The following is a 12,991-nucleotide window of genomic DNA, read 5'->3' on the forward strand; positions in this document are numbered from 1 at the left end:
TTTAGACACAGAATACACACAGCAAAGAGAGCTATCACATAACGTTGCTAGCCGGAAATACAACTCAATAATAAAAGGACACTAATCATTAAGTGAATTGATATGAGAACGATTTACTAATAGCAATATCGATTGCTACAACATATTCTGATGGATTAGAAGTTGTATTGGATACCCACCCGAAAACGGGTCTGACGTTCATCTGAGTCAGAAGCCTTACTGACATTAGCGATAGCCGTATAGGGTTTCCAATTTTTATCCCATGCATAAGCTAATTTAAATTCGTATAGATAATCGATCTTATCGTTATCATACAGGTTGTGGTTTTCCGCCTTCTTTATTTCCAAATCAGTAGTCAACTGCCATTTTTCAAGGAATTTATAATCGAGAACCAAATTGCCCTGATGGCCTCTTTGTACGGTATCCACATCACCTTCTTTACCAATATTACCATTCAGGCGCTTATACCAGGGGCGATAACGAAAAGAGGCGGAAAAACCATCGGCGATTTTGGCGGAACCTCTGATATATGGACGGTAGTTTTGGCTACTGCTTGAAGATTCAAGAGAAAATCCGGGTTCTATGGAAAAAGTATTATTGATTTTATACTGATAGCTTGCGACAACTTCAGTGCCATCAGCAACGGTTTCATTATAAGGTTTATCCGTCGAATCAGCGCCTTTCCATTTGATCTCGGCGATAATCCAAAACCACTGGCAAAACGATGTGACATTAAATGCCACAAGAAACGATTATTTCATCGCACGTTTTAAAATTCTTTCTGACTGGTGTTGGAAGTGTTTTGCCGTTTCTTCAATAGATTTTTGACCGTAATCAATATACTGAATGGAATCGCCAAACAGAGCAACGATTTGCGGGTCATCAAAGTAAGGTGACGTCTTTATGGCGTGCGGTAAGGTTAATGCCTGATTTAATCCGGCCACTGCTGGCGAGTCTTCTTTAATTATACCGTCAGCACGCAATTGCATAACGGCGGCTTTACTTAACGGTACGCCGCGCTCTAATCCTAATGCCTGAATACCTTCTTTACTGTTCAGCAGAAAGTTAATCAGCAGCGCGGCTTCTTTCGGATGTCTGGTTGATTTGCCAATCGACAACATTTGTGCTGGCTTAAAGAACAGACTGGCATCTTTCGCATCTGGCAGCATAGGATAATGACCTAATTCCAGTTTGGCTGGAGGTTGCAGGTTGTCAGAATATTTGGTGATGGTGGAGTTCCACATATAGGTGCCGCTCCACTCGCCATTAATCCACGGCTTCATTTCATACATATTACTCTTGCCGAAAGAGGCATAGTCTTTCGCTGAAGGCATAACGTGACTATCAACCAGTTTCTTATACATGCCGAAGAACTCTACCCATTGCGCATCGGTATAAGAGAATTTCTGACCTTTCTCATCAATAGCTGGAATATTATACTTCTGAATCATGTAAGAGCTTAACAGGGCCAGTGTGTCCTGGTGTTCCAATACCACGGGGTAGTACTGATCGCCCAGTTTTTCTTTGAATACTTTACCGGCATTCAGCAAGTCGTCCCAGGTTGTGGGGTAGTCCAGCCCGGCCTTTTTCCAGGTTTCATTGTTGAAATAGAAAACGCGCGCGGTAACAGAAATAGGAATACCGTTCAGCTTGCCGTCAATGGTGGTGCCTTGTAGTTCTTTGGCATCAAACTGGGTCAGATCCAATGTGTCTTTAACTTTATTCAGATCGTAAAAGCCATCACCTTTTTTAGAAAAAATGGGCAACCAGTTCCAGTTAGTCTGCATGACGTTTGGTTCAGTTCTGCCGGCGATCTGGGTGGTGAGTCGAGAAAGGTGACCATCCCAACCGGTATATTCTGCTTTGACATTAATATTCGGATATTGCTTATGAAACGCTTCAATTGCCTTCAGCGTGACCTGGTGGCGACCATTGCCTCCCCACCATGACATACGCAGGTCGACCTGGTCGGCTGCGAAGGATTGCTGTGCAAGTAACGCCAGAGATGAGGCTATCAATGTGTGTAGGATCGCTTTTTTCATCGGTTACTACTCCTGTTAAAGAGAGATATTTTTTTCTGTTTTTGCATCAAAAATATGGCATTTATCCATTTCAAACTGGAAATACACCTGACGATGCAGGCCATTTTTGATAATCAACCGCGCTTCGCCGGAGGGGACTCGGCTGGTTAATTCAAAGCCATCGACTTTTATGTACATAAAGAATTCATGGCCCATGTTCTCTATGCGAACCAGTTCACCCTGGGAGTGATTACCTGCAAAAGGGGTTTCCGACACGGTCACGTATTCCGGGCGGATACCGAAGAAAATATCCTGTCCAGCGTGAGATCTGACGTTGTCTTGCTGCGCATTGTTCAGAACCAGCGTGTAGTGGCCGACGGTCAGGCCAATCTGACCGTCTTTTTCCACCAGCTTGCTGGGTTTGATGTTCATTTCCGGCGCACCGATAAAGCCTGCGACAAACATATTGGCCGGATAGTGGTACAGATTGTCCGGGGTATCGACCTGCATGATATGACCGAGCTTCAATACGCTCTTGATGTTCAGGTTCATCACGTCATCCCAGTTTTTTTCGCTGAATTCGATCGCATCTTCACGACGGATGATACCGGCGTTGTTAACCAGAATGTCAACTTTGCCAAACTCAGCAACGGCCTTTTCTACCAATTCCGCATGGCTGGCGATATAGCTCATATCCGCCGTCAGGCTAAGGAAACGGCGGCCTAGCGCGGTGACTTTCTCGATAGTGTCTTTAGGTTCACAATGTTGACGCCGACAATATTACAACCGGCTTGCGCCAGCCCGATAGCCATGCCTTGACCCAGCCCCGTATCACAGCCAGTGATAAGAGCAACTTTACCCTGTAAATCGAAGGAATCTAAAATCATAGCCATAACCTCTCCATAAGCGACAAAAGATATAAATAAAGCGCAATCAAACCGTTGGGAAAGTACCGGGCCGGACAAGTGATGTCGCGTGGCAGTGACAACGTCACCTGAACGTTAACTTGCCCGGTTCTTTCCTGTTAAGTTGGGATAATAGTTTGGTTGGTATATTAATTCAATAAATATGAAATAATGTTTTATTTATATTTGAAGGACGTCATGATTTTGCTTATTTTATGTTTCATCTGCTGCTGATGTTACTAAAATACCGGTATTGGCAGTGACACACTCATCCGTGATGCGGGTGAGTCATAAAGCGTAAGGGGAAATGATGAGAAGATACTTTATTGACGACGAAACGCCGTGGGAAGAACTTGGCGGTGGGATCAAGCGGAAGATCATAGCCTGGAGTGATGAGCTGATGATGGTCTGCGTGCATTTTGACAAAGGGGCAGTGGGTACGCCTCACAAACATGATATTCATGATCAGATTGCATATTTGGCCGGTGGCAGCTTTGAGGTGGTGATTGAAGGTGAAAAACGCATTCTGAAAACCGGTGATGGGTACATGGCGGTAAAAGACGAAATGCATGGTGTAGTGGCGCTGGAAGACGGCAGCGTGTTGATTGATACCTTTTCACCCAAACGGGCTGATTTCCTTTAATCCGCCGTGCTATTGGCCGGCGTTTTTCCGGCCAACGATCCACCGGTGAGCATCTATTCCGGTTGTGTTATACCGTCATATTTCTGGCTGCATGTGCGAACGCTATCACATCGCCTTATTTACCCAATATGGACTACCTCAAGCTGTTGCAACGTGCTGAGTTTATGATCGGCCAACGCCCAACGCGGATCTTTACTGAATTCAGACTCTGGTACGACAATAGAACGCATCCGAGCCGCTTTAGTCGCAATCATGCCATTCACGGAGTCCTCTAATGCTACGCACTGTAGCGGCGAGACACCCAAGTCCTGTGCCGCATTCAGATATACTTCCGGGTGAGGCTTGCTGTAAGGCAAATTTTCGGCAGAAGCCAATACATCAAAATAGTGTTCCAGATTGAACATATGCAATACCTGTTGTTGCATATGCAGTGGTGAGGCGGATGCCAGGCCAATCTTGAGATTTTGCTCCCGGCAGAGCCGCAAAGCATGTTCAACACCCGGCAACAACGGGCGGCGTTCAGCGACCAGGGCGATCGCACGTTCAATAATACGGTTGACCACCACGTCCCGGCTGGGCGTTTCCCAGGGGGAGAGCTGATACCAGAGATCAACCACCATATCGATGCGCAATCCCAGGGTATCGGTCATGGATTGACGTAATGACGTATCAATACCCAATGATGCAATGACCTCAATTTCGGCCATATCCCACAAAGGTTCTGAATCGATCAGTAAGCCATCCATGTCAAAAATTGCTGCGCGGATAGAGGAATCAGCGGTCATGCCATTAGCTCCGGTAAGATATCGACTGTTGCATCGGTTGATTATAAGCCAAATCACTGCTTATAAAGGTCATCGGGTGATAAAACGTTGACTGATAGTAAACTTGCAGTAGGCTTCTAACGAGTTTTTTTGTTATACGAAAAAATATTAACAATGTTGCGTCGCTCAGAAGGGGATCTCATGACGTATCAACAGGCTGGTCGTATAGCCGTGGTTAAACGTATCGCGGGATGGATTATTTTTATTCCGGCTTTGCTGTCCACACTTATTTCATTTGCCAATTACCTCTATACCTATACCCAGAAAAAGCAGGGTATTGATGCGGTACTGCTGGATTTTTTACACTTGATGATCGATATGGTGCGTTTTAATACGCCGTTTCTGAATATTTTCTGGTACAACTCGCCGGTTCCTGATTTTTCACGTTTCTTTATGGCCGCCAGCCTGATGTTCTGGCTGATTTATATGCTGATTTTTGTTGGACTGGCGTTACAGGTTTCCGGCGCCCGTATGTTACGGCAGGTAAAGGCCATCCGTGAAGGTATTGAAGATCAACTGATTCTGGAAAACATGAAAGGTAATGAAAGCCGCAGCCGTGAGAAACTGGAAGCGCGAATTGTTGTGCCACGTCACACCATTTTTCTGCAATTCTTTCCACTCTATATTTTGCCTTTAGTTGTTGCCGGTATCGGGTATATGGTCCTGAGGTTATTAGGCTTTCTCGCCTAGTCGGTATTCCGGCGCTGTATGCGCCAGAATAGCGGTTTAAACAACATTGCCCGTACAAATAGGGAAGAGAGTATCTGTGCTCAGGAACAGAGCTGCTGCTCTATCACGCGCTGGGCTTCAACAATGTGCTTCCCGCCAAACAGATTGGCGCGGTTGAGCAGGTAATAAATCTGATAGATGGGTTGGCGTTCAATAAAGTCTTTATCCAGCGGCCAGACCTGTTGGTAGCCGTCATAAATTTGCGGCGGCAGCGTCGGGTATAGCGGCAGCATCGCCAGATCACACTCTCTGTCTCCCCAATAGCAGGCGGGATCAAACAGATAACACCCATTACTGCTATTGGCGCAATTATCTGGCCAGAGATCGCCATGAAGTAATGACGGCTGTGGCTGATGCCCGGCTAACCGTTCTTCTGCCCGCGCAATCAACGTTTCAACATCCCCAAAGTACATGCCTTTCTCGGCGGCTAGCTGTAATTGCCAGCCGATGCGTTGCTCGGCAAAAAAGGACGACCAGCGCCGCTGCCAGCAGTTAGGCTGAACGGTGGTCGACAGATCATTATCAAAATCCAGACCAAACTGTGGCTGATCGCTCCATTGATGCAAGCGTGCCAACTGTTCGCCGAGACACCAGGCGCTGTGGGCATCCAGCGGTTTTACCGGCAGGTACTGCAACAGCAAGAAGCTGTGATCACGGGAACCGCCGACGCCATATACGTCCGGCACGTTTACAGTAGCACTGCGTGCCAGCAAGACGAGCTGATCGGCTTCAGCCGTGAATTTTGGCAGCATTTCACGAACGTCGCATTTTACGAAAACCTCATGGTCGCCATAAAGGATATACCAGGCAGGGTGCATCTCTCCACCTGGCAGCTCGCGGCGTTCCTGAATTTCAGCAGCGCCGAGATGTTCTTCCAAAAGCCGGCTGATAGCTTGCCACATAAGGTATTCTCCCGTTTGCCTGATATACCGTTACGGTAATTCATTGAACTGTATAAAAACTGAATCTACAGCACAGTGATGATGATTGATGACGACAGCGACAGAGAAGAAGAGTCCGGAGAAAAGTATAGCCGTTGTTGAAAATAAAACCGTTAGTGACATGAGGCCTAACCGGCGGCAAAAAATCACCGGTTAAGCCCGTCACCACTTTATGATGGTTCGGCCGGAGCCTGAGATTCAGGGGGGCGATGATGTTTTAACTGGTGATAACTCAAGGCGGCGGTAAAGAACAGCGCCTGTACAATAACAATACATGGCCCGGTGGCGCCGTCAATATAGAAACTTATCATCGTCCCGGCAACACAGGATACGACAGAAACCAGCGTTGCCAGCAGCAGCATACGGTCAAAGCGCTTGCATATCATAAACGCAATGATACCGGGTGCGATTAGCATGGCGATGACCAGAATGACGCCGACTGCCTGCAATGAAGCGACGATTGTCAACGCCAGCAGACAGAGCAACCCATAATGCAGACGTTTGACGGGCAGACCGATAACACGTGCGTGATTAGCATCAAAGCAGTAGAGCATGAAATCCCGCCGTTTCAGCACAATGACAGACAACGTGACGAAAGCGATCAACAGTATTTGTGTCAGTTCTTGCGGTGTGATGCCCAATACGTTACCAAACAGAATATGATTCAGATGCTGATCGGTATCAATGCGGGCAAACAGTACTAATCCCAGTGCAAACATGCCGGAAAAGATGATCCCCATCACCGTATCTTCCTTGACCCGGCAATGCTCTTTTACATACCCCGTTGCTACAGCACAGAAAATGCCGGAAATAAAGGCGCCAATAACCAGCGGAACCCCCAGCAGAAAGGCAACCACGATACCGGGCAAGACTGCATGGGAAATCGCGTCACCCATCAGCGACCAGCCTTTGAGCACCAGATAGCATGACAACACCGCACATACCGTTCCCGTCACCACGGCGGCAATCAGCGCACGTTGCATAAATGGGTAGGATAACGGCTCCGTTATCCAACTCAGGATCAGGCTCATAGCGCATCTCCCGTTTGATCACGCTGGCGTAAGCGACGCGACGCCAACAAACCGTGCTTGGGGGCGAACAAAAACGCCAGCAGGAATACCACGGTTTGCAGCGTAACGATGACACCCCCGGTGGCGCCGTCAAGAAAAAAGCTCAGGTAGGCGCCTATTGCACTGGTTGCTGCGCCAAGCGTGATAGAGATCAGCACTAAACGATTAAATCGGTCGGTAAGCAGATAGGCCGTCGCGCCGGGAGTAATGACCATAGCGATAACCAAAATTGCGCCGACGGTTTGCAACGCCGCCACAGTACAGGCGCTGAGTAGGGTAAAGAAGAGAATTTTCAGCCTCAGCGGAGAAAGACCGATAGAACGGGCGTGGTTTTCATCAAAGAACACCGCGAGCAGGTCTTTCCATATCAGGCAAAGAATAACGAAAGTAATGCCAATAATGATCTCAACCTGAAGGACATCTTCATCAGCAATACCCAGGATATTACCGAAGATAATTGACTGAACATTCACCGATGTCGGGTTGAGTGAAATAATCAGCAGACCGATGGCGAAAAAAGTTGAAAAGATAAAACCGATAATCGCATCTTCACGTAATCGGGTGATGTGCCGGATAAGTGTCATCGCCAACGCCGCCAACATGCCGGTAAAAAACGCGCCAGCGGCATACGGCAGACCTAATGCATAGGCACCCGCAACACCGGGAACGACAGAGTGCGATAACGCATCGCCCATCAGCGACCAGCCTTTGAGCATCAGATAGGCGGAGAGAAAGGCGCAGACGCCGCCCACAATGGCGCTGACCCAAATAGCTTTCACCATGTAGTTATAGCTAAAAGGTTGCAGTAAGAGATCGATCATGGATGTTCTTTCTCCTCCGGGGCGGCGCGTAAGGCGGGAGGATCGCTTTTGGTCGAGCCATAGAAAACGGCAGGGCGCTCATCATCGGTCAGCACCGTCACAGTTCGGACATCGTCGTCGTCGTGCAGGTTCGAACCGCCCAGATTAATATGACGTAAAACGCCGCCAAAAGTTTTTTCAAGATTGCTCTGGGTAAAGGTACTGTGTGTCGGCCCGGCAGCCAGTACGGTACGGTTCACCAAAATCACATTATCGCAGAACTCAGGCACACTACCGAGGTTGTGGGTCGCAACCAGAATCAAATGCCCCTCGTCGCGTAACGTGCGCAACAAGTCGATAATCGCGTTCTCCGTTTTTACATCTACACCGGTAAAGGGCTCATCCAATAACAGCACGCTGCCCTGCTGCGCAAGTGCGCGGGCGAGAAAAACCCGCTTTTTCTGTCCGCCGGATAATTCGCCAATCTGTCGGTGATGCAGTGCCGAAAGACCGACACGCTCTAATGATTCCGCAACGATGGCGCGATCCTGCTGGCTGGGAATGCGCAAAAAATTCATCTTTCCGTATCGTCCCATCATCACTACATCAGAAACCAGAACCGGAAAGTTCCAGTCCACATCTTCAGTTTGTGGAACGTAGGCGACCAGATTTTGTTTCAGTGCCTGAACAATGGGCTTTTTATTCAGGAGCACTTGCCCGGCGGTGGGTTTCACCAACCCCATGATGCTTTTGAATAAGGTTGATTTCCCGCTGCCATTAACACCCACCAGCGCACAAATCGTGCCTCCGTTCAGCGCGAAAGAAGCATGTCGGATCGCCTGATGCCCGTTACTGTAGGTCACAGAGACATCATTGACTTCTAAGGATTGCGCTGCCGTATCATTGCTCATTGATCAAATCCTTTGGCGATGGTTTCTACCGTGACCTGTAAAAGATCAATGTAGGTAGGCACCGGGCCTTTTTCATTTGACAGCGAGTCGACATAGAGTACGCCGCCATATTTGGCTCCTGTCTCTTTACTCACCTGTTTTGCCGGTTTGTCAGAAATGGTGCTTTCACTGAATACCACCGGAATTTTTTTCTCCCGCACGGTATCAATCACACGACGAACTTGTTGAGGCGATCCTTGTTCATCCGCATTAATCGGCCATAAGTACACATCTTGGAACCGGTAGTCTTGCGCCAGATAACTAAATGCCCCTTCACTGGTAACCAGCCAGCGTTGCTCTTCAGGAATACGGGACAGCCGTGCACGCAATGGTGAATCAATAGATTTGATCTTTTCTGCATAGGCTTTGGCGTTACGGTTATAGGTCTCCGCATTCGCTGGGTCATACTTCACCAGTCCTGCCCGGATATTCTCAATATAGACCAAGGCATTGGAAGGCGACATCCAGGCATGGGGATTAGGGTTGCCATTATAGGCTCCGCCACGGATTGGCAGTGGAGTGATGCCTTCCGTTACCACCACCGCAGGAACTGCTTTTACGTTGTCAAAAAAACGCTCAAACCAGCGTTCCAGATTCATTCCATTCCATAATATCAATTGAGCCGACTGCGCTCTGACAATGTCGCGTGGTGTGGGTTGGTAATCATGAATCTCCGCGCCAGGCTTGGTAATGGACTCTACAATGGCGGCATCTCCCGCAATGTTCTGCGCCATGTCTTGAATGATGGTGAAAGTGGTTACCACCTTAAGTTTTTCCGCTGCATGGGCACCGGGAATGGACAGAAAAAGCAAGGCGCCGGGCAACACAATACGCTGTAAAAAAAGGGGGAAATGAATCAGAAAACCGATCATACGAATATCCTTACAAGTCGTGAATGATTTTGTTGAGAATAATTATCAATATCATTTAAGTCAAGGGGCAGGTGGAAAGTGGTAGTGTGTTGAACGACTCGGCGGGTAACAAATTGTGTGCACATGAGTGGAAAACTCATAATGCTCCTTCGATAACAGAAATAGTGCTCTAATTTAATAAATCGTACATAACGTTGCAACGTAAGTCTAACGTTAGCTGCTGATATCTGCACGGTTATTGATGCATTAACCGAGATTACCTGACATGCTGATAAGGGTCTAATAAAATGATGTGGTTTGCCGATAAAGCATAAAGTGTAGGTTTTTGGTACAAATTGTGTTTCTGGAAGGATCATATGGGCATGAGCACCAAATCAGAAAGGCGTTGGAAACTGGCAAGTAGTATTTTGCTGATTTTATTAGTGTCATTGCTTATCGTTATGCTACTCATTGATTAATTAAAAAATCAACAAGATTTATTGTGCAAGCAACGTCTCATAATGCTAGAGGCAATGCACTGTTTCCAAAAGGCAAAAATGGGATTTGATAGTCATCCTTTATCTAAGGATCGACGGTTTACCATTTTGCCTTTTTTTTATCTCCAAACCAACTTAACCGCCGGGAGCTGACGATGGCATTTTTGATGGCCAGCGTGCGAGGCTTAACCACCACAGAGATGATACAGCTGCATTTCCCCGGAGGTATGAATCAATGTTTGGATATATTAGTAAAAGATCTATTTAATCTTATCAATATTAAAATTTAGCATGTAGTTGCATAATTATAAGTTATCGATGGCCTTAATCTGTGCGCCATGTCCATGCCTGAAAAAAATGGCTTGCCATTGACAGTAGAGTGTGTAATAACGCACTTGGGTAAAACGAGGTACAGTTCTGTATATGAATGGCATTTTCAGTAAAGAAGACTTAAGTACAAACGTTAGCGTTGAATACTACTTCTCTGCCGATCCTTATCTTAGTGCCTCAAGCAGTAACGACTTTGGTTTGTCTGTATAACGCCTCTGGCGGTTTAAACAATTAAAGGAAATATCTGAAATGGCAAAGATTAAAGGTCAGGTTAAGTGGTTCAATGAATCTAAAGGCTTTGGTTTCATCACTCCAGCTGACGGTAGCAAAGATGTGTTCGTACATTTCTCTGCAATTCAAGGCAACGGCTTTAAAACTCTGGCTGAAGGCCAGAACGTAGAGTTCGAAATTCAAGACGGTCAGAAAGGCCCGTCTGCGGTCAACGTGACTGCGCTGTAATTACAGCTCAAGTTGCAAAACCCGCCATGGTGCGGGTTTTTTGTTGTGTATTTTTTATCAATACAACACTTTCTGGCATACCTCGATTTCATCAATATATATGCCGTAATATAAAGAATGCTTTTAGCAGGAAAAAAGTGCTGATGCTTTATCAATGCCCGCTATGTCAGCAACCATTACAGCGAATAGGGGCGCAGTGGTCGTGCGGTCGCCACAGCTTCGATTGCGCGAAAGAAGGCTACGTGAACCTATTACCGGTGCAATTTAAACGTTCAAAACAACCGGGCGACAGTGCTGAAATGATGCAAGCCCGTCGACAGTTTCTGGATGCAGGGCATTATCAACCGTTGCGTGACTATATCACTCAGCGCATTAATGAAATATTACCGCATGCCGCCGCCGCTTTGCTGGATATCGGCTGCGGAGAGGGCTATTACACGGCTGCTCTGGCCGCCTGCCTTAAACAAGGCAGGGCAATATCCGTCTATGGGCTGGATGTTTCCAAAACCGCTATACAACGTGCGGCAAAACGTTATCGGCAGGTTGATTATTGTGTCGCATCCAGTCAGCGATTGCCCTTTAACGACCAATCACTGGATGCCATATTGAAGATTTATGCGCCATGCAATGATGCTGAACTACAGCGCACGGTTAAAGCCGGCGGTTGGATTATTACCGTATCGCCGGGGCCGCGGCATCTTTATCAGTTAAAAGCCGAAGTTTATGACCAGGTACAGTTACATTCCATCAGGGACGAAGCGCTTTCGGGTTTTCAGTTGATCGATCAGCAAACGCTGGCATATCCGATGCAATTATCAGGGCAGGAGGGGGCGGCATTGTTGCAGATGACGCCGTTCGCCTGGCGCGCCACGCCGGAAGTCAGTAAAAAACTGCAAGGCGCGATACATTTTACCTGCGAGACTGATTTTATTATCCGGCTGCACCAGCGCATTGACGACGGCGGCACAGCTCAAAAACCGGTATAGACTGAGACAACTTAAAACGTGCGTGGCAACCCCCCAAGCACCGATGGCAATATCGCAAGGGGGGATAGCAGAGCTTCAGGCTAAATTACCAAGATGTTCATAAAGAATATTGCAGCCGATACCGATGAGCACAATACCCCCCATTATTTCTGCTTTTTTGCCAAGAATCGGGCCGACATAACGGCCAATCAGCATACCTAGCGTCACCATAATCATGGTTGCACAGCCAATGACCATTGCCGTGTGGAAAATATTGACTTGTAAAAATGCCAATCCCACCCCGATGGTCATGGCGTCAAGGCTGGTTGCAATGGCGGTACAAACCAGCAGAGCCAGACTGTGTTTTTTGATTTTATCGCAGTGACAAGTCTTGGCCGTTTGGCTGCCTTCTACGATCATTCGCCCGCCCAAAATCACTAACAGACCAAAAGCAACCCAGTGATCCCATTCAATGATGAACTGACTGGCAAAAAAACCAAGAGACCAGCCGATTAACGGCGTGATAGCTTCAACGATGCCAAAAATAAGACCAGTGCGAATGGCATCCCGAAATCGGGGTTTATGCAGTATGGCACCTTTACCAATAGACGCTGCAAAAGCATCCATCGACATGCCAAAAGCAAGGATAAGTGTTGCTGACAGGTTCATTATAAATAGCCTCGGCTGGGTGGTTCTCCATATCCACGTAGATCATCCCCAACCAGATGATGATCCCCCGTGTCTATGGTCTCGCCTGCCAACTGGCCGCTCGCACCACGTTCTAGTAAATAAAACGAGTATGTTGATACGAGCATTTCTGATTTTAAGTTTCAGAAACTGGCTACTCCCCAATGACGGCGCAACCTTAACATATTATTTATGGATTAAACAACACTAAAAAGGCTAAGGGTAAATAATGCGATTGATAATGATTTTCATTTAAAAAAGGGGGGTGGTAATTATATGAAATAACGTCATACTTGGCAGGGATAAAATACCACAAATA

Annotated in this window: 15 protein-coding genes, 1 pseudogene and 1 riboswitch; of the genes and pseudogenes, 5 read left to right on the top strand and 11 right to left on the bottom strand. The window is 47.1% G+C overall.

Annotation, left to right across the window (positions count from 1 at the left end):
- Positions 1-155: 155 nt before the first annotated feature.
- The 4 genes and pseudogenes from BIY29_RS18745 to BIY29_RS20450 all read right to left on the bottom strand — a co-directional run.
- The gene (locus BIY29_RS18745) at positions 156-743 is read right to left on the bottom strand and encodes an oligogalacturonate-specific porin KdgM family protein (RefSeq protein WP_240630210.1); all 588 of its coding nucleotides are present in this window, start codon (positions 741-743) and stop codon (positions 156-158) included.
- A gap of 9 nt (positions 744-752) precedes the next feature.
- A complete protein-coding gene (locus BIY29_RS18750; protein WP_121576547.1) occupies positions 753-2,042 on the bottom strand; it encodes an ABC transporter substrate-binding protein in 1,290 nt (429 codons plus the stop codon).
- A gap of 15 nt (positions 2,043-2,057) precedes the next feature.
- Positions 2,058-2,303 (bottom strand): hypothetical protein, encoded by a 246-nt coding sequence (locus BIY29_RS21085; protein ID WP_420808435.1) that lies wholly within the window; start codon positions 2,301-2,303, stop codon positions 2,058-2,060.
- Positions 2,304-2,366: 63 nt separating this feature from the next.
- Positions 2,367-2,908 (bottom strand): annotated as a pseudogene (locus tag BIY29_RS20450) (SDR family NAD(P)-dependent oxidoreductase); the annotation flags it as partial.
- A 328-nt stretch (positions 2,909-3,236) separates the two neighbouring features.
- Between BIY29_RS20450 and BIY29_RS18760 the strand changes: the two are divergent.
- Positions 3,237-3,569 (top strand): cupin domain-containing protein, encoded by a 333-nt coding sequence (locus tag BIY29_RS18760; protein ID WP_121576548.1) that lies wholly within the window; start codon positions 3,237-3,239, stop codon positions 3,567-3,569.
- Positions 3,570-3,688: 119 nt separating this feature from the next.
- On the opposite strand, the gene hxpB is transcribed toward BIY29_RS18760, so the two are convergent.
- On the bottom strand, positions 3,689-4,354 hold the full coding sequence (hxpB, locus tag BIY29_RS18765; RefSeq protein WP_121576549.1) for a hexitol phosphatase HxpB: 666 nt from the start codon (positions 4,352-4,354) through the stop codon (positions 3,689-3,691).
- A gap of 180 nt (positions 4,355-4,534) precedes the next feature.
- Here hxpB and BIY29_RS18770 point away from each other — a divergent pair, with 180 nt between their 5' ends.
- Positions 4,535-5,083, top strand: coding sequence for a YniB family protein (locus tag BIY29_RS18770; RefSeq protein ID WP_121576550.1), 549 nt, complete (start codon positions 4,535-4,537; stop codon positions 5,081-5,083).
- Between the two features lie 80 nt (positions 5,084-5,163).
- Here BIY29_RS18770 and BIY29_RS18775 read toward each other — a convergent pair whose 3' ends face one another.
- The 5 genes from BIY29_RS18775 to BIY29_RS18795 form a co-directional block, all read right to left on the bottom strand.
- The gene (locus BIY29_RS18775; protein ID WP_121576551.1) at positions 5,164-6,024 is read right to left on the bottom strand and encodes a fructosamine kinase family protein; all 861 of its coding nucleotides are present in this window, start codon (positions 6,022-6,024) and stop codon (positions 5,164-5,166) included.
- A gap of 209 nt (positions 6,025-6,233) precedes the next feature.
- Positions 6,234-7,094 (bottom strand): metal ABC transporter permease, encoded by an 861-nt coding sequence (locus BIY29_RS18780; protein WP_121576552.1) that lies wholly within the window; start codon positions 7,092-7,094, stop codon positions 6,234-6,236.
- The gene (locus BIY29_RS18785) at positions 7,091-7,954 is read right to left on the bottom strand and encodes a metal ABC transporter permease (protein WP_121576553.1); all 864 of its coding nucleotides are present in this window, start codon (positions 7,952-7,954) and stop codon (positions 7,091-7,093) included. Before BIY29_RS18785 ends, BIY29_RS18780 begins: the two co-directional genes overlap by 4 nt.
- Complete coding sequence (locus tag BIY29_RS18790) at positions 7,951-8,844, bottom strand: manganese/iron ABC transporter ATP-binding protein (RefSeq protein WP_121576554.1); 894 nt, start codon at positions 8,842-8,844, stop codon at positions 7,951-7,953. The genes BIY29_RS18785 and BIY29_RS18790 overlap by 4 nt, the downstream gene beginning before the upstream one ends.
- On the bottom strand, positions 8,841-9,755 hold the full coding sequence (locus tag BIY29_RS18795) for a metal ABC transporter substrate-binding protein (protein ID WP_121576555.1): 915 nt from the start codon (positions 9,753-9,755) through the stop codon (positions 8,841-8,843). Before BIY29_RS18795 ends, BIY29_RS18790 begins: the two co-directional genes overlap by 4 nt.
- 899 nt (positions 9,756-10,654) lie before the next feature.
- On the opposite strand from BIY29_RS18795, the gene BIY29_RS18800 reads away from it, so the two are divergent.
- The 3 genes from BIY29_RS18800 to rlmA all read left to right on the top strand — a co-directional run bounded on the left by BIY29_RS18800 (position 10,655) and on the right by rlmA (position 12,006).
- The gene (locus BIY29_RS18800) at positions 10,655-10,771 is read left to right on the top strand and encodes a DUF2627 domain-containing protein (protein ID WP_121576556.1); all 117 of its coding nucleotides are present in this window, start codon (positions 10,655-10,657) and stop codon (positions 10,769-10,771) included.
- Between the two features lie 39 nt (positions 10,772-10,810).
- Positions 10,811-11,020 carry a transcription antiterminator/RNA stability regulator CspE gene (cspE, locus tag BIY29_RS18805; protein WP_005968829.1) on the top strand — a complete coding sequence of 70 codons (210 nt, stop codon included), beginning with the start codon at positions 10,811-10,813 and terminating at the stop codon, positions 11,018-11,020.
- Positions 11,021-11,163: 143 nt separating this feature from the next.
- Complete coding sequence (rlmA, locus tag BIY29_RS18810) at positions 11,164-12,006, top strand: 23S rRNA (guanine(745)-N(1))-methyltransferase (RefSeq protein ID WP_121576557.1); 843 nt, start codon at positions 11,164-11,166, stop codon at positions 12,004-12,006.
- Positions 12,007-12,081: 75 nt separating this feature from the next.
- Here rlmA and mntP read toward each other — a convergent pair whose 3' ends face one another.
- Positions 12,082-12,654 (bottom strand): manganese efflux pump MntP, encoded by a 573-nt coding sequence (gene mntP / locus BIY29_RS18815; RefSeq protein ID WP_121576558.1) that lies wholly within the window; start codon positions 12,652-12,654, stop codon positions 12,082-12,084.
- 50 nt (positions 12,655-12,704) lie between these two features.
- Positions 12,705-12,847, bottom strand: a riboswitch (yybP-ykoY riboswitch).
- Positions 12,848-12,991: the final 144 nt, after the last annotated feature.

The sequence above is a fragment of the Brenneria alni genome (genome assembly GCF_003666245.1).
GTDB classification, from domain to species: Bacteria; Pseudomonadota; Gammaproteobacteria; order Enterobacterales; family Enterobacteriaceae; genus Brenneria; species Brenneria alni.